7 protein-coding genes and 1 pseudogene are annotated in these 19,825 nt (G+C 38.2%); 7 read left to right on the top strand and 1 reads right to left on the bottom strand.

The features are described 5' to 3' along the window. Window positions 1-2 precede the first annotated feature (2 nt). The 7 genes and pseudogenes from I2F17_RS00250 (at window position 3) to I2F17_RS00220 (ending at window position 19,132) form a co-directional block, all read left to right on the top strand. Window positions 3-356 (top strand): hypothetical protein, encoded by a 354-nt coding sequence (locus I2F17_RS00250; RefSeq protein WP_211138799.1) that lies wholly within the window; start codon window positions 3-5, stop codon window positions 354-356. Between the two features lie 419 nt (window positions 357-775). Then, window positions 776-3,436 (top strand): COG1470 family protein, encoded by a 2,661-nt coding sequence (locus I2F17_RS00245; protein ID WP_211138798.1) that lies wholly within the window; start codon window positions 776-778, stop codon window positions 3,434-3,436. Between the two features lie 17 nt (window positions 3,437-3,453). Further along, a complete protein-coding gene (locus tag I2F17_RS00240; protein ID WP_211138797.1) occupies window positions 3,454-6,141 on the top strand; it encodes a hypothetical protein in 2,688 nt (895 codons plus the stop codon). Between the two features lie 106 nt (window positions 6,142-6,247). Next, window positions 6,248-8,818: pseudogene (locus tag I2F17_RS00235) on the top strand (prealbumin-like fold domain-containing protein); the annotation flags it as partial. 797 nt (window positions 8,819-9,615) lie between these two features. Next, window positions 9,616-10,065 carry a hypothetical protein gene (locus I2F17_RS00230; protein ID WP_213014397.1) on the top strand — a complete coding sequence of 150 codons (450 nt, stop codon included), beginning with the start codon at window positions 9,616-9,618 and terminating at the stop codon, window positions 10,063-10,065. 200 nt (window positions 10,066-10,265) lie between these two features. Then, window positions 10,266-12,977: a beta strand repeat-containing protein gene (locus I2F17_RS00225; protein WP_211138794.1), complete on the top strand. Its 2,712-nt coding sequence runs from the start codon at window positions 10,266-10,268 to the stop codon at window positions 12,975-12,977. A gap of 164 nt (window positions 12,978-13,141) precedes the next feature. Then, complete coding sequence (locus I2F17_RS00220) at window positions 13,142-19,132, top strand: SdrD B-like domain-containing protein (RefSeq protein WP_211138793.1); 5,991 nt, start codon at window positions 13,142-13,144, stop codon at window positions 19,130-19,132. A 133-nt stretch (window positions 19,133-19,265) separates the two neighbouring features. On the opposite strand, the gene rsmD is transcribed toward I2F17_RS00220, so the two are convergent. Continuing rightward, on the bottom strand, window positions 19,266-19,820 hold the full coding sequence (gene rsmD / locus I2F17_RS00215; RefSeq protein ID WP_211138792.1) for a 16S rRNA (guanine(966)-N(2))-methyltransferase RsmD: 555 nt from the start codon (window positions 19,818-19,820) through the stop codon (window positions 19,266-19,268). Window positions 19,821-19,825 lie beyond the last annotated feature (5 nt).

Below are 19,825 nucleotides of genomic sequence, written 5' to 3'. Positions count from 1 at the left end.
GCATGACTTGTAATCATAAGCATCACACAAACCACGAACATCAACATGGCGAAGGCTGTGGACATACAGCGATCAAACATGAAGATCATGTGGATTATTTACATGATGGCCATTTACACCACCCGCATGAGTCGCATGTCGATGAACATGTGATTGCCGTTGATGCAAAAAACCCTGCAGATTGCACACCACAGCATCACTGTTCGGGACATGACAAAGAGCATGTGCATGGTCCAAATTGTGGGCATGAAGCTGTGCCACATGGTGACCATATCGATTACTTAGTTGATGGTCATTTACACCATCCGCATGGTGATCACTGTGACGATCATGGTACCATCGACGTAATTAAATAGTTTTGGTTTAGCCAAAAGCCTCACAATTGTTGGGGCTTTTTTTATGGAAAGCCATTGTATTTATCTCTATTTTCGTGAAATGGATTTAAGTTTAAATGTATCTGATGTTCTGATGTTCTGATGTTCTGATGTTCTGATGTTCTGATGTTCTGATGTTCTGATGTTCTGATGTTCTGATGTTCTGATGTTCTGATGTTCTGATGTTCTGATGTTCTGATGTTCTTTGATTTACAGCAGATGTAAAATGAAAATAACCCTGTATTAAAGTTTGAAGTTAGATGCTTTATACGTATAAAACAGCACATGTACCTTGTTCTATGTTAAAGATTTATTTAATATGTTGCATGGACGTAATTTTTTGTAGTTTTTTTTAAATTTTAATAAAAAATGATGATGATCACTCGTTTTAAGGATGAAAAATGATTACCGCTCTTAGTCAAAGTGCTGTTTTTCGAACAACATGGATTGCTTTGATTGGTTTTTTAATTACCTGTTTTAGCACTTTGGCGTTTGCGCAACCTAAAGCGGGAAGTAGTATTACGAATATTGCAAGTGGTGATTTTTACGATGAGCAAGGTAATTTACAAGTCATTAACTCAAACCCTGTTATTTTAACGGTTCAGGCCATTTACTCGCTCAGTTTACAAAGTAATCAGCAAAATATTGGCACCATTGGTAGTAAAGTCAGCTTTCCACATGTGTTATTAAACACAGGTAATATTGTTGACGATTATAAATTAAGCTTAAAACAATTAACAAACGACCAATTTAATTTGGAAAATATGGCAGTTTATATCGATCGGGATCAAAATGGAGAGCCTGATGATAATAATAATTTGCTCAATGAAAGTGCAAGCTTTCGACTAGAAGCAGGTGAATCTGCCTCGCTTGTTGTAGTGGGAAGTATTCCGACAACTGTGCTTGAAAGCAATAGTGCAAATTTTACGTTAACAGCAACAAGTCAGCACAATAGTAATATAACGATGACCGTTAATGACACAGCCAAAGTGGTTGATGATGCGGTTATACAAGTGACAAAAGCACAACATTTGAGTACCGGTAAAACAGGTACAGAAATTATATACACCCTCAATTATATCAATACAGGTACAGCTTCAGCACGATTAGTTTTAAAAGATACATTGGCAACAGATGTAAGCTATGAAAACAATAGTGCCAGTTGGAGCAATGGTTCAGGGGTGCTCACAGATGCAGATGATATTGAAGCGACAACTAACACAGGTATTAAATATAAATCCAATCGTGGACAAATTGACATTGAAGTTGAAAATGTTGCACCTTTAAGTAAAGGAAATATTCGCTTTAAAGCAATTGTGAATAGTAATGCTGCATCCAAAATATCAAATACAGCCAGTTATCAACAATACAATACATCAAATACAGTAATTAAAAGTGCACTGACCAATACAGTCATTTTTAATGTAGAACAAACACTTGCTGTAATACTTAATACAAATGCAAGTAGTGCAAATGATGATGGTGAGCCCAATAACGACCCAAATAATCTGCAAAGTTTAAATAATACCTTTGGTGGTGTTGCTAAAGAAATTCAATTTGATAATTATGTTTGGAATACAGGCCAAGCCACAGATAATTATAATTTAACGGTAGTGTCTAATAATGTTCCTCAGTGCGCAGTGGTGCGTATGTACCATGCAGATGGCCGTACATTGCTGACAGATACCAATGGCGATGGTGTGGTCGATACGGGAAGTTTAGCTGCAGGTGCTTCAAAACGTATAAAATTAGGCATTTATTTTCCATCAAATTGTATGTCTTCAAATGTGATGGATTTTGATATTACAGCAACATCATCGATAGATACGACCATAAAAAATAGTACCCGTAATCGACTCATAAATAGCATTGCTGTTGGTGAAAGTGATTTATATAACAGCAATAATACAGGTATAGGTGTTGGTAATGTTACGGGTTCAACAGGGCAGGCTCTATTGATTAAAAGTGGTGTAAAGGCAACGAACGTTACTTTTCCTTTGGTGGTGAAAAATAGTAGTTCGACTAGCAATAATTATAATCTTTATGCTTCAAGTGTCAGCATTGATGTAAATAATGTCAGTACGACTTTACCTGCAGATTGGATTGTAAAATTTTATAATGCAGATGCAACGTGCCAAAATTTACAAGGAGAAATGAGTAATACAGGAAATATAGCTGCAGGCGCAACAAAACAATATTGTGCTGTAGTAAGTATTCCTGCCAATACCAGTGTATCGAGTTTACCGTTGTGGTTTGCTATAAAATCTCCAATGAATGCACAAGGTGACAGTATTAAAAACCAGATTGACATTGCGTCACGCAAACTTACTTTGGCCAATGATCAACAAGGTCGAATTAATGTTGGAGGTACTGTGGTGTACTTACATACTTTAAAGAATGTGGGAACACTAGTTGAGGGAGATGCCAATGGGAAAATTAATTTAAAAGTCGTTGCTCAAAATAGTAATGATGGTTTTACTTATGTACTTTATTACGATGCCAATAATAATGGTGTCTTAGATGAAACAGATCCTGTTGCAAATGATCTGTTTGTGACGGGCGGATTAAACCCACAACAGTCGATTCAGTTATTATTAAAAGTTCAAGCTCCCACAACTGCAACCAATGGGGTGTCTAGTGTTGCTAATCTTGTAGTGTCAGCAAACAATACCGTGCAAGGATTAACGCTAAGTACTGTGCAAAATACAGATTTAACCACTGTTGATCCGACACAGCTTCGCTTAACAAAAGAACAAAACAAAGACGAGACATGCCGAATAACCAATGTATTGAACGTAACTTACAGTAGTACAGCATTAACGATTAAACCTAATCAGTGTGTAACTTATCGTTTGACACTCAAAAATGAAGGTTCAACACAAGCTGCCAATGTCGTTATGAATGATGTAGTTCCTGCATATAGTGTGTTGCGGAGTAATTTAGCGCCTTCGGTCAGTAAAGGGTCTGTTGTGGTACGTGGTGATCAAATATCAGCAAATATTGGGGGGCTTGCACCTCAAGAGCAAGCCATACTGTATTTTTCTATACAAGTCACACCGTAATAGGGCAGATGATAAAAATGAATAGTCTCAATCGATTTGAAAAAATTCGTACACAAATCATAGTTTGGGCTATTTTTGTGTTCAGTCTATTACTTATACCGCAAATGAGTTTTGCCGCAACGTCAAGTCAACAAATTATTAGTAACATGGCGATTGGTGAGTATACTGAAGAGGGGTCGAGTGTTATACAAGTGAGCCGTTCGAATTTAGTACAGACCACCGTATTGCCTGTTTATTCGATGAATTTAAGTGAAAACAATACAAAAACAGTGGTTTCAGGGCAAACGGTATATTTTAATCATACTCTAACCAATACTGGTAATGCAGTGGATCAATATACATTTTCTGCCAGTAATACAACGGGTGATCATTACGACTTTACGAATTTATCTGTATTTTTAGATAAAGACAATGATGGTGTGCCAGATGGTAAGGCAATCACTTCTTATCCTTTGGCGTCAGGTGAGTCGATTGGCTTAATTGTGGCTGCGAATGTACCGACAAGTGCAACAGTAAGCCAAAAAGGGATAATAAATTTTAATGTCAATTCCCTTAACAATGCGTCTGGTACTAAACTCAATGTAGATACAGCAACGTTGACCAATCAGTCTGCATTTGTGGTACGCAAAAAATTCTCTCAAACTACAGTGGCAAATGGAGATGTGATTACTGTTCGGTTGGATTATCAAAATTTAAGCAGTACAGCCACAGGTATAGTGACGTTAACAGACACTTTAGATGCAGGTTTAATATATCAATCGAACAGTGGAGAAAATTGGAATGGTGTGACAGTCAATCCAAGTGAAGGAAATAATGATCCTGTTGGAATGAATTATAGTGTGAAATCTAATGTTGTTACTGCTGTGCTCAGTAGTGTTCCTGCAAATACGAGTGGTTATATTGAATTTAAAGTGAAAATAAATCAAATTAATGCAGTGAGCATAAATAATACGGTAAATGTGCAGTATGACCATGATAATAATACTGCAACTGTAAATATTACAGACGTGAGTAATACAGCAGTGGTGAATGTTGCACCTATATATGCTGTGAAAATTAATGGAAGCATGAGCGACAGCAGTAAAACAAATACAGTCATGGCGACGCCCACTACGCAAGGGGGAGAAATTACACTCAATAACTATGTTTGGAATATTGGTAACACCACAGATCGTTTTAACCTGACCTTTACAGCAAATACTTTTCCCGTGGGAAGTCAGCTTGAGTTTTACCGTATAGATGGTGTAACGCCGTTGCTCGACACGAATGGTGATGGAATTGCCGATACAGGTAGCTTATTATCTGGAACATATCTTCCCATTATTGTGAAAGTACGCCTACCAAGTAGCTATGCTGTAACCGCAGACACTACATTTGAAGTGTCACCACAAGCACAATCAGTCGGTGATATAACTAAAAAAAGTACCATTAAAAATGAAGGTACACTCACTGCAATCACCAAAGGACAATTGGTTGATTTGGTCAATAGTCCAGAAAATACTGGTATTGGTAATGGCAATATCGATAATTCAGGCATGCCATGGAAAAACCTAACCGTAACAACAAGTGTGAATGCCGTGGCCGGTGGGCAGGTGATTTTCCCGTTAAATGTTGTACATACAGGCTTTGGAACAGAATATTTGCTCAGTGCCAACTCAAGCAGCGATTTTAGTCGTTTAACTTTACCCAATGGGGTAAGTAAAGTCCGTTTTTATGAGTCAAAAAATAGTGAAAACTGTACAACTTTAGGCACAGAAATTGGAAAAACTCGCTATTTAAATGATGGTGACAATCAACTGGTCTGTGCAGTGGTTGCAATCAATCCACTCAATGAAAACACAACAGTACCTATTTATTTTCGTGTGCTTTCTACAAGCTTTGTTAGTGGAAATAATACCAGTAACCCGAGTCAAGACATGATTAAAAATGCGATGACAATTCAAAGTGTTAATACAACAGCGCAAATTGAACTTATGCCGAGTGTACGTGGGCAGGTGTCACCATTAGGTACAGTGATTTATAGTCATTTTTTGAAAAACAATACAGCCACAGATTTAGTGGGAAATTATAGTTTTGTCATTAGTAATGATCAAAATGCATTTCAAAGTACGCTTTTTTATGATGTTAATAAAAATGGTGTGTACGATGAAGGTGATTTAACCATTAGAACTTTAAATGATCTACCTGATGGTAAATTAAGTGCTCATCAACAGGTCAATTTACTGTTACAAGTGAAGAATTTAGCCACAAATAATATAACTCAATCAAATAATACGCTTGTGGCTTTAAGCTCATCGAACAGTGGGCAAGTGTTAGCATCGGTTACAGATGTTACTTTTGTTTATCAAACCCAATTAAACCTGAGTAAGTTACAAGCACGTGATTTTAATTGTGATGGTACGGCAGATGAAGCGTATAGTAATACTCCTTTGAGTATTGGCCAGCAAGATAATGGGCAAGGACAATGTGTTTTATATAAAATTACCCTGACTAATCCGAGTGCTACGGGTTTGGAAACAATATTTACTTTTCGGGATATAACGCCCGCCTATACCGTTTTATTTCAGTCTCCTAGCTGTACCGCGTGTAATGCTGTAACAGCACCCGCGTTAGGCAGTACTGGTGTTGTTACAGGTACTTTAAATCGTGTAGCGGCACGTCAAAGTTATGATTTTAGTTTTGGAGTGCGTTATGTGGGGCAATAAACTTAGCATGCAAAAGGTAGTAACTCACTGTATGTATAAAGAAAATAGGTTGAAATATATGTATTTCAAATGCTGTATATTTTTAAGTTTATGTGTAGTGGTACAAAACAGTTTTGCAATAGACCCCAACCCAACCATTTCAGAAGCTCGATTTAGTGTAACTTCAAATACGCCATCGATTGAACGCGGTCGAATTGGCTCTCAACTGATTAATATTAAAAACGAAGGCCCAAATAGTGCAACTAATGCCGTTGCTACATATGTGGTTACGCCAAAAACAGGGGTGACTATCAGTTCAGTAAGTGTTGTGAGTGGATCGACTTGCTCATTGAGTGGCAATAATTGGACGTGTTCGTTGGGGGGAATGGCCAATGGTACCACTAAACAATTGGCGGTGAGCTACACAACAACCTCAAATTCGTCTTTAGGTAATGCACAGCAAGCCATTGTGAAAGTGTCTAGTGATGAATTTAACCCAGGAAGTGGCGTAGGAGAAACACTATATAAAGTGTGGGGGAGTAATGCGCAAAATGAAACCACTAGAAATGGGGCATTTTGGGTGGGTTACACAGGTTCAGGGGGAACGAATAAAGTTGGTAGTTTTGCAGATGAAGAAACTAGTGTGCTTGCAGCATGGCCAGTGAATCAGATTAGTCCCACAGGTGGATATTTGGTCAGTAGCCTTGGTGGAATGAGAAACTCAACCTATGCTGCAACAAGTACAACTGCTCAACCAATGATTCAAAGAATCATTACCAATATGGTCACAGATGCCAATGCAACAGTGCAACTCAATCTTATTAACCCAGAAAATAGTGGCAACGGAGACAATCGTAGGGCATGGGAATTTACGACGGGTGTTTATATTCCCAATGATGTTGGTGCAGTCACTGCTTGTGTTGGTCGAAGTGGGGTCGGCATTGATGATGGTGGTTATATTATGGTTGATGGTGTGAGTAAAGTGGCACAAAATGGCTATACCCCCTCGGGATTTATCTCTGATTCATTTGTATTAAGTGCAGGATATCATCGGATCACGTACCGTATTGTGAACCGAAATACATATAATGGTCGTAGTGAACAAGCCATAGGTGCTTATGGTACGATCGGTTTATCATTAAGTGGAGATTGTTCAACAGCAAAATATGATGAAGCTACAAGTGCTGGTATTCCTGTGAATATTCAGGTGATTGATGGGGCAAAAATTAAGATTGCTAAAAACTCGATCAATGGTACAGCAACGTTTAATTACATCAATTTAAATAATGTGGTGAATAGCACAACAGATGTGACAACAGAAAATATTACGACAGTAACATCAGGCACCACAGTAACATCAGCACAGCAACTATGGGCAAAAGCACTTGGTCAAGATGTGACGATTACTGAAAGTGCTCTAGATGGTTATATGCTATCAGGGGTCAGTTGTACAGATGCAAATGGCTCAACAACAGGAAATACGGGTAATTTTTGGACACTTGTGAATAGTACTATGACTATTCCTGCGGCACGTATTAAAGAGGGTGCCAATATTACCTGTACTTTTACAAACACTAAGCAAATTTTTGTAGATATTGCAGGTCGCGTATTTGTTGATAATAGTGGTACAACGTTAGATGCAAGTCAGGCATACAATGGAACTCAAGAGGAAGGTGAACTTGGGATTGCAAATAGTACCATTCGATTAAATAACTGTAGTACAACCCAGTTGGCATCATCGATGACCAATGCCAATGGGGATTACGCCTTTGTAATTGATCAAAGTATTTTACCTTCATCTTTTTGTATTGTTCAGCAAAATTTACCAGAGTATACCTCTGTCAGTGGAACGACAGGATACAGCAGATCTACAGATACAATTACATTAAAGAAAACCAATGCAACAAGTTACATGGGTAATAATTTTGGAGATGTGATTGCAAATGTGGTCTTTAATGAAGACGGTCAGCACACTGCAATTGCAGGAGATGTTACTGATTATCCTCATCGTTTGATCGCACAAATGCCAGTACAACTCAATCAGTTAACTCAAACACAAATGCAGCAACCCAATTCAGAGATAGATCAACCTTGGCAGGCATTGGTTTACCGAGATACCAATTGCAATGGTCAGCTAGATTCAGGTGAAAAAATATTTAATCCAACAACATCTAGCCCGATTACCTTGCAACCCAATACAGAAATCTGTTTAGTACAGCGTGTACATGTACCTACAAATGTTGTGGCAGGTGCTCAACATATTGGGCAAATGCAAGTAAGTTATCAATTTGTGTTAAATAACCCGACTGAAACGGTCTCAGGTCAAACCGTTAAACGCCAAGATGTGACGCTTATTGGTAGCGCTGGGTTAACATTGACCAAAAAAGTCCGTGCGGTTGCAACTTGTCCTTCAACATCATCTGATATAAATACATTTGCAATAATGAATCAGGCGGCTAAAAAAGACAATTTAGAGTACGAAATCACTTATAAAAATAACAGCCTTAAAAAACTTCAAAATGTGAAAATAAAAGATAGTTTACCTCTAGGAACACGCTTTGGCAGTATAAAATGTGGCGTAACACCGAATGGAAATACGTGTAGTACCAACCAAGCTGGAGACGCGTTAGAATGGGCTTTAACGGGTCTTTTACCTCCATCTGCTTCGGGAACATTGCGGTTTTGTGTTTCACAATAACCACCATACATTTTATTGATTTGAGATATACACCTTAAAAGGATATTGAGGTGTATAGAGAAAACCATTTAATTGTTCATACAGCTAATCACACTAAAGCCTTATGTCGCTGTATTTAGTGATTTTTAAGTGTATGTGGTTTTGAGTAGTTTGACTATACACAAAAATAATCAAGAGATATGAACCCAATGAACGTAACTGCTTGTGATGATTGCATCATTGATTATCGGTGAGTTTGAGTGGGGTATTGTTTACTTAGGTGTAAGTATGTATGAGATATCCCATCGTATATGCCTTTATTTTTCTGAGTCAATCAATTTTGAATATTTTTAATAAGAACTATAGATAAAAATAAAAAGAGTGATGTGTTTTCATGTGAGGTATTTGATTGAATGTGAAGGTAAAAGTGAATTGATTTGAATAATATGTTATTTTATTGAATTGAGATTATTCTTAAAATAAAAAGCTCTATCTGCATAAATAAAGTGATCTGGGTATAAATAAGATATCTATGTCAAACTTTATAGTCATTTATGCGCCTAATCTTCTAAATGACATTATTTTAAAAAATATATTGTCTTTATTTACATTTTTGTACCACAGTAGATGTTTTTTAAATAAAGTTAAATTTGAAACAAAAATATACACAATAGTGTATTGTATGTATACAATATAGTGATTGTTTGAATAATATGTGAGAAACTATTCAAGCAAAGAAGTGCTTTGTATTGAATTTAGGGGCAAATAAGGTGCATTCGAAAAAGGATTGGGTAAAAGGACTGATTGGTGTAGTGAGCATGGTTTTAGTGAGCCATGCTTCTGCTGAAGCAAAGCTGACAAAAGAGCCTGTTTCTGTTGAGCTAAAAACCTATCTTATGAGTACAGGTAATGATGGGAAACAAACTGCCAAATTAGTCACGAATGTTAAGCCAAATGATGTGGTTGAGTATCGTGCAACCTACATGAACAATACATCAGGTGATATTAAAAACTTAGTGGCTACGTTGCCACTACCTGTAGAGACCCATTTTTTGGCGAAAGCTCAGCCAGAAAATGCAACAGCAAGTATAGACGGTATAAATTTCTCCCCAATGCCTTTAAAACGTAAAGAAGGCGAACAAGTAGTTAATGTTTCACTCAAAGACTACCGAGCATTACGCTGGACAATTGCCGTGCTTCCGGCGGGTAAATCAATTACAGTGTCAGCACAAACACGTGTGAATACTGAGAAACCTCAAGCCAAATAACCCAAATGATGACAGATGAAAATGATCTAAACTTTGGGTTAAGGGATGAGTATGTGTGTTTATTTATGTTTGATCAGATATGGTCAAAAGCGATTTTAGTTTTGTAAGTTCATCGTGTATTAACGTATTACTTTTAACAAGTGTTTTTGTCAGGAACGCTTGTTAAACATATTGAGTATTTCAATCGGGGAAATTTCCAAATGTTTAGTCAAACACAACGTTTAAAGTTGACCAAACTTGCCACTTCAATTGCATTTATTGCAGGTGGTACAGCATTTGTTTCAGCCACAAATGCTGCTGCGCCAAGCGCAGGAACCAATATTAGTAACATTGCATCTGCAAGTTATACAGACAGTAATGGATCTAGTAAAACTGTGACATCTAACGTGGTTACAACGACCGTGTTACAAGTTGCAAGTTTTACTTTAACTGCCGATCAAACACAAACAGCCAATGCCAATGGTCAGGTATCTTTATCGCATACCTTAACTAACACAGGTAATGGTTCTGATACCTTTACCGTGGGTGTGACGAACAATGATGGCCGTGACAATTCAACAGATAACTATGATTTTAGTGGTCTAAAAGTCTATCTAGATGCCAATAAAGATGGTGTTCCAGACAGTCAAACCCCAATCACAAGTGTAAATATTGCAGCGGGTGAATCAGTTAATTTAATTGTACAAGCCACAACAGCGAGCAGTAATGTGACTGCAGGTGATCTTGGTAAACTGACCGTCTCTGCAACTAGTGGTTTTGATACAAGTATTAATGCAAAAAATGTAGATACTGTAAAAATTACCAATGGTGCTGTGATCAGTTTGGTTAAATCTGCAAGTGTACAAAATGTAGATGCAACTAAAGAAAGCGCAACATCACGTGAAGTAGAATATAGTTTAGCGTATCAAAACACTGGTAATACCACAGCAAAAGATGTGACGATCACGGATATCTTGCCAACAGGTTTAACTTATGTTGCAGGATCTGCTACGTTAAATGGCACTGCGCTGAATGACTCAAACACAGATACTGACGGTTATAACTTTGCATCAGGTAAAGCAACATTAGTGCTACCAACGGTTGCTGCAAACAGCTCAGGTGTATTGAAATTTAAAGTACAAGTTGTTCAAAACACTTCAGCAGGTAAAATTACAAACGTGGCGTATGTGGATCCAGATGGATCTGGCCCTGAAGGTCAAACATCATCTAATGCCAATGATGTGACTGTGCTTGGTGTTAAAAAAGGGACAATGAACGATAGTCTTTCAGATGCCTTTGCCGATGGACAAGCCACTAATACACCAACACCCGATGTAATCACACGATCAACGACACAAGGCACTCCTGTAAGCTTTGGTTTAACCAATGATAGTGGTGAACCAATTGTCATTCATAATACAGGTAATGTGACCGAAGCATATAATATTACAATTAATAAAGATGCTTTACCTACAGGTAGTATTGTTGAGCTATTTAAAGCCGATGGTGTTACACCGTTAACCGATACCAACGGTGATGGTGTTTTAGATACAGGGCCTGTGGCAAGCGGTGCAACTTATCAAGTGGTGTCTAAAGTTACGCTTCCTTCAAGTTACTTTACGCCAACACCTGCACCAGCAACACCAATTAATGCAGTACTAACCTCTGCACCTGTAAGTAATAGTAGTGCGTCAGCGACAGATACCATTAAGTTGGTGATCAGTCAGGTTGTTGCATCTACTGTCGATTTGTCAAATGGTGACTCAACTGATAGTAAAGGAACAACACCAGGTGCATCTGGTCAAGATACAGCACAATATATTGATACTAAATCAACGAAACCAGGCCAAGCTATAAGCTTTCCATTGGCTGTAAAAAATAGCGGTGCAATCGGAGATAACTACAATTTATCGACCGCTGTTGCATTGCCAGAAGGTTGGACAGTTCAATATTACTTAACAGATCTCTCGGGTAATCCAACAGGCGGGCCAATTACCAATACAGGTAATATTCCAAGCGGTAGTAGTGTGCAATTGGTTGCGTTGGTTACGCCACCAAGCCAAGCTGAAGCGGGTAATCAAGAAGTTTTATTTAAGGTGGCATCACCTGCAACAGGTTTGACAGATGTCATGTCTGATCGTGTTATTGTAGAAACGGTACGTAAAATAAGCTTGCAAAATGACCGTACTGGCCAAGTGGCGCAAGGTGGTACAGTGGTTTATACACATACACTGACCAACAACAGTAACATTACTGAAGGCGCTACAGCAGGTAGCTTACCGTTCACGTTGGTCAATGATCAGGCAGCAAATGGTTGGGTGACCAGTTTATTTGTCGACTTGAACAATGATGGAGAGGGTCAAGCCAATGAATTAGTCACAGGTAATGATCTTGCTGCCGTGACGGGAAGTATTGCTCGTGGTAAGTCTGTCAACTTGCTTATTAAAGTACAGTCACCAACCAGTGCAACTGCAGGTACAACAAGTGGCGTAACATTGACGATTAAGCCAACCGTTGTTGGTGGTCAAACAGTAGCAGATCTTGTGAATACAGACTCAACCACAGTCACTAGTGGTCAGGTTCGTTTGGTGAAAGAGCAAGTGTTGGCAGATTGTTCAACAGGTGCTATTAAATCATCTAGCTATACGCAAAACACAGTGTCTGCGAAACCGGGTGAGTGCGTGAAATATAAAATCACCGCATATAACGAAGGTAATGCAAATGTCACTAATGTTGTGATTAGTGATGCAACCCCTGCATACACTACATTAAAAGTGATTAGTGGTGTATCTCCATTAGCAACCAATGCCGACTTAAGTCCGTCAACAAAGGCGTTAGGTGATGGTTCAACCGGTACAGTAGCTGCGGAAAAAACCCCGCTTGTACCAAACTCAAATGCTGTATTAGAGTTTGTAATCAAAGTAAATAATTAATATTCAATGAACAATTTTTCTTGTTCAAAATGAATGAATTGGGTTTGTGGGCAATTGCACTGAGCAAGTGCCCACATACAATTTTTTATTTAAATGATTTGGTTGAATGGTAAAATACTGTGCTACGACAGAATAAAATTAAAGTATGTCAAAACATATCTTTTATGTTATCTACGTTAACAATATCTATATTGTCCGCCCAGTATAGTCATGCGTCGAGCATTCCGAGCGCGGGCACTACAATTCAAAATGTTGCTTATGCAAATTTTATTGATATCAATAATAAACCACAACAGTCTATTTCTAATGCGGTAGAGGTGAATGTATCTGCATTGTATGCTATTGCATTGACGCAATCATCAATACTTGATACTGAACCAAATACACGTGTGATTTGGGCAAACTCTTTAATAAACCATAGTAATGCCGCTGTTAATGTTCAGTTAGAAGCAGCTACAACAAATGAATTTAATGATGTTAAAATTTACATCGATAGTAATCAAAATGGTCAATTTGATACAACAGATCAAGCGATAACGACACATGTGCCTTTACAAATGGGGCAAAGTGTAAATCTATGGGTTGTTGCAACCACTCAGGCCAATTTAGTAGAGGGTAAGCAATACGATTTACCCATTCAGGCAAAAGTGTTAGAAGACTCAAACGTCGTTGCTACAACTACAGACAGTGCAATAAACCATAGTGCAAGTCTTGTGGCAAATATAGATGTGCAACAAAAGACATTTACACCATCGACAACAGCAAACCATGACTTAAATTATACGTTAAATTTGACCAATCCAAGCAAAAAAACAGCGCAACCTATTGATGTAGTGGTAGATGGCCAAACCGAAAAATTAGTACTATTGGTCGATGATATTCCTCCAAATACTGTGTTTAAATCAGCCAGTGTGCAAAACCCTCAAGCTAAAATATTATATAAATTAACTAATAATACATATAGTAGCGTTGTACCGAATGATTTAACCCAAGTGAGCCAACTGGTGGTTGGATTTCCACGTGTTGCTCCAAATACGTCAGAGCTGATTGATTTGGTTGTGACCATGGATACGTACATTGCAAAAACAACGGTAAAAAATACCTATAAAGTATCTTATGCAGGATCTAATGGCTCTAAAGATGTCAGCTCTAACATCGCATCTACGGTGGTATCTGGATTAACGCAAATTTCCAACAATTCAACTGATTTTAAAAATGTGGTATTAACAGGTGTTGTTGGTAATTCACTCAATATAGAAGCAAAAAGCTCGAGTTGTAATGTACATCGTGATACGGTGGATCGAGTAAAAATTAGAATTACATCTAAAAAAACAGGGGATATTGAAGAAGTTTTTGGGATTGAAACGGGCGAAAATACAGGAATATTTCGCTATACTTTGCCTACAGCACTGTCAAATAAGGGCATAGCACACGATTTTGTTTTACAAACAACGAAGCGAGACAGTGTTGATATTCGTTTAACAGACTGTTCAGACGTACAAGGTCAATCCACTGAAATTTTTGAAAACGTCAGTGCCAATGTATTAATAGACCCATACGGTATTGTATTTGATGCAAAAACAGGCTTACCTGTAGCAGGTGCAACGGTCACATTGTTAGATCAAAATGGTCAACCGATTAAAGATAATACTGCATTTAAAAATGATGAAAAAACGGGTGAGCTCATTTCCATTCCTGCAACACAGGTGACCAATAGTACAGGTGAATTTGCGTATCCTCATTTAAAAGCAGGTACGTATAGTATATCTGTTGATACCCAAACGATCCCGGGGAATACAACGTACAGTTTTGTCAGTGATCGATCGGTATATCCGAATTTTGGCGCAGATAAAGCTGTAGATTTGAAGTGGTCTTATGCTGGCCAATTTACGTTAAATGAGGGCGATCCTGCGCTTAATGTTGATATTCCGATTGATCCTAAAATTTCAATTACGAATTCATCTTTGTTTGTGAAAAAGGCAGCATCAAGTAAAACTGCAGAAATTGGTGAGTTTGAAGAATATACAGTGACTGTTGCGAATCGTGGTGCAGTAGATTCAACGAATGTTGCGATAACAGATACGTTGCCAAGAGGATTCGTCTACATGAAAGGGTCGATGCGTGTTGATGGGACAAAAGTTGCTGACCCTATTGGTGGCAAAGGGCCTTATCTTAAACTTGGGCTAGGAACACTTAATCCCAATAAAGAAGTAAAAGTACAGTATCGAGTGTACATTGGGCCAAATGCACTCAATGGTGACGGAATTAATCGTGTTCGTGCAAAAGATGAACAAGGCACAGAATCTAACGAAGCATTTGCTGTAGTCGATGTCACGCCTGGTGCAATGATATCTGATGGTTTTATTGTCGGTAAAGTATTTACTGACTGTAATAAAAATGGCATTCAAGATCCCGGAGAAATGGGAGTACCTGGTGTACGTATTTATCTTGAAGATGGTAGTTATATTATTACCGATGGTGAAGGTAAATATGATTTTTATGGCATTAGTGCAAAAACACATGTATTAAAAGTCGACAGTACAAGTTTGCCAACAGCATCTAAGTTGTTGGTAATCAGTAATCGTCAAGCGGGCGATGCTCAGAGTCGCTTTGTCGACTTAAAACGTGGCGAATTACATCGAGCAGACTTTGCTTTGGTGGACAGTGATTTGACATGTTCGCAATCATTGATACAAAAAGTCACTGAGCGAAAAAAGAAAGTTGAACAAGATATTAACTTAGATCAAATTTTACGTTCAGATCTTACCTTAGATCCTGTATTTTCTAAAGTGACTGATGTGCGTAGCCAACCTGCTAGTGGGTGTATTGCAACTCAAGGATTTTCTGCAAACTGTAATCTTGATTTTTCTAAAGAACAAGCAAAAGAATTAAAACAAGTACAGTTTCAACCTGATCCATCAAAAACAGATGCAGAATTAAACACGCATGTTGGAGAGGGTTCGAGTGATGTGACTAAAATGGTCAATTTAGAGACTGCTTTAGAAAATGCAACCAATCATCAGTTAGATATTCTGAATCTCAAAGATGGACAAGTGCTTGCATATCCTCAAACATCTATTCAGCTTAAAGGTACTGCGGGCACGCAGTTAGAGCTATGGGTCAATGATCAGAAAGTATCAGAAAAACGTGTGGGTAAACGAGCGGTATTACCAAGCTTTCAAGTGGCAGGTCTTGACTTTATTGGCATCGATCTTCAAGTGGGGCGTAATACAATTGAAGCACGTCAAGTCGATATGATGGGAAATATTCGAGAAAAAAAACGAATTGAGGTTATTGCGCCTGACCAATTGGATCAGTTACGTCTTGAACCAAGTTCTGTGGCTGTACAGGCCAATGGTTATGATCGTTTTAATGTGATTTTAAATATTGTGGATCGTCATGGCACACCAGTTTCAAGCCGTACCCCTGTTACTCTAGACAGTTCTATTGGGAAAATTGATTTAGTTGATTTAGATCCTAAACAGTCAGGTACACAAGTTTTTGTTGAAGGTGGTCGTTTAGTTGTACCGATTATTGCTCCGATTGAAGCAGGCGAAGGGGTATTGTCGGTAGAAAGTGGTATTTTTCATGCGAATACACCAATACGTTTTCTACCCGATTTAAGACCGATTATTGCTGTAGGTATGTTAGAAGGATCAATCAACTTTAAAAAATTTGATCCAAAACATGGGGGGTTGAATCATTCAAATGATGGTTTTGAAGAAGAGCTGAGTGAAATTTCATCTTCTCACAACGGCGAGCGTAGTATTAATGGTCGAGCTGCACTGTTTTTAAAAGGTCAAGTTAAAGGTGAATATTTACTGACCTTGGCATATGACTCTGACAAAGATAAAAATCAGCGCCTGTTTCGTGATATTCGCCCAGATGAATATTATCCAGTCTATGGTGATTCTGCAACCAAAGGTTTTGATGCACAATCGACCAGTAAATTGTATGTGCGTGTAGATAAGGGACGTTCGTATGTAATGTATGGCGATTACGTCACACGAACTGAAAATGATGAAGGGCTTGCTTTAGGGCAATATAATCGATCTTTAACAGGGGTTCGTGGCGCTTTAGAGAGTGATCGATATAAAGTGACCGCGTTTGCAGCCCGTACAAATACCCAACAGGTTGTTAATGAACAACGTGCAATGGGAATTTCAGGTCCTTATAGTTTAGGCGGGCTGAGTGTAGAAGATATTCGTGATAATAGTGAAAAAGTGGAAATTATTACGCGTGATCGTAATAACTCTGGGTTAATTATTACACGTACAACATTAAATCGTTTTACTGACTATGAGGTGGATTCATTTAGTAATAGTATTTACTTAAAAGAACCTGTGGCAAGCGTTGATGCAGACTTAAATCCAGTTTATTTACGAATCACTGTAGAGTCTGACCAAGGTGGTGAAACATATACAGTCGCTGGAACCTCTGCGTCAATGAAAGTAACACAGCAAGCCAAAGTAGGCGCAGCTTATGTGAAAAGCGATAATCCATTGACGCAAGATCAACTGGCAAGTGTTAACACAGTGGTGAAGTTTGCCAATGAAAAAGGTAAATTAATTACCGAAGTGGCTCGTTCAGAAAATATTTATAGTGATTTAATCAGCACCACACAAACAAAAGTTGAGCCTGATGCATCTGGAAAAGTTTCAGGCAATGCAGGGCGTGTTGAAGTCACCTATGCAGATAAAGATGTAGATCTAAAACTGTATCATAATCAGGCAGATCGTGGATTTTATAATACGGCTGCACCGATTACGGCAGGACGCAAAGAAAGTGGTGTAAAAGGCCGTGTTCAATTTAAAAAAGTAGGTCTTGCAAAATTAGAAGCCATTCGAACAGAAGATCAAATCAATGGCGTCAATCAAGGCATCTCTGCAAGTATAGAGCGAGCCATTCATCGAATTCTTGCATTAGAGCTTGGTGTGAAATATTACGATAAATCAGAAGTGGTTGACTCATCAAGTACGACAAAAACCACACCTTATCATGGAGTAACTTTACGAACCAAATTAACCAGTCAATTGCCTTGGCAAGGGTCTAATGTGTTTGTGGAGTATGAACAAGATGCGACAGACGCAGCACGTAGAAATTTTGCATTAGGGGCAAACTACCAAATCAATTCTAAATTAAGAGCGTATGGCCGTCATGAACTGATTTCAAGCTTAAATGGACTATATGATTTAAATAGCAGTGAACGTAAAAATGTCACCGTGTTTGGTCTTGATAGTAAATATAACAACAACGGTACGGCATTTAGTGAGTATCGAGTACGTGACGGCATGAGTGCCCGTGAGGCGGAGGCAGCCATAGGCTTACGTAATCGTTGGGAGCTTGAAAAAGGCTTTTATGCCAATGCAAGTTTTGAGCAAACCAAAGCTTTATCTGCCACCAATAGCAGTAATTCAGAAAGTACAGCTGCAACATTAGGGATTGAATATTTAAAAAATCCTCTTTGGAAAACAGTGGCGCGTATTGAAGGGCGTTTAGCAGATCAGGCCAACACCTTTTTAAATACACTTGGATTAGCGTATAAATATTCTGATGACGTTACATTTTTGGCCAAGAATATTTTGAGTCAAACCGATAGTCAAACGAAGACCAGTGGAGATCGTTTAATTAATCGTTTTCAATTGGGATGGGCATACCGAGATACTGAGCGAAATCGATTTGATGCTTTATCAAAGGTTGAATATCGGTATGATCATAATCAAACAGATTTGACGAATGCTTATCTAAAGCATGTTTATATTTTATCGAATCATGTTAATTATCATCCAACAAAAGAATTAACACTGTCTGGTCAATATGCTGTTAAACGTGTGAATATGACTTTTTCTAGTTTAGAGTCTAGTGGTGTCACACATATGTTAAATGCCCGTATGATGTACGATATTAATGATCGTTGGGATGCGGGTGTACATACAGGTGCATTATGGTCGAATGTAACATCGGGCCAACGTATTTTACTTGGTGCCGAAGCTGGATATTTACTCGCTGCAAATTTATGGCTTTCGGCAGGGTATAATTTTTCGGGTTATAAAGACGATGATTTGGTAGAAAGTGATACGACCCTTCAAGGGGCATATCTTCGCTTTAGATTTAAATTCGATGAGAATTTATTTAGAAAAAGCTCAAATGATTGATTATTTTGCTAATTATAAATATTGGCTAATAATTTGAATCATATCTACAGTAAAATATGTACTACTTGTGATGATGACAGTAGTACATAGACGTATTTAACATGAGCCAATGCATTGAAAACATGATGCTGATTTAATACGATGATTTTTGATATAACCCTGCTCGAATAGTACCTGCTTTTAACTGTTTTTTTTGTATCCAATCATGAGGAAGTTGTAACGTGCTTAAGTCACGATCTGCTTCAATATAAATAAAAGCACCTTCTGAGAGTCTAGGTTCGATATGTTCTGCAAGTGTTTGCCACAAATCAAGACTATACGGTGGATCCAAGAACACAACATCAAATGTATCGGTTATTTTATTGAGTATAACCTGAGCTGTACCGACATGTAATGAGCACTGTGCTTTGGCATCGAGTAAATCAATATTTTGTTGCAGATGCTTTACTTGAGTTACATTGGGTTCAATCATACACACAGATTGAGCACCGCGTGATAGTGCTTCAAATGCCAAGGCACCAGAACCTGTACAAACATCAAGTACACGAGCGTGTTGAATATCCCACATTAACCAATTAAAAAGTGTTTCTCGCACACGATCAGGCGTAGGGCGCAGACCGTCAATACTTGCAAAACTAAGCTGGTGACGTTTCCACTGACCACCAATAATGCGTAATTTATTTTTCATTTTCT

It is taken from the genome of Acinetobacter baretiae (genome assembly GCF_015627105.1).
Taxonomy (GTDB): Bacteria; Pseudomonadota; Gammaproteobacteria; order Pseudomonadales; family Moraxellaceae; genus Acinetobacter; species Acinetobacter baretiae.
This window is presented reverse-complemented; position numbering and strand designations above follow the sequence as displayed.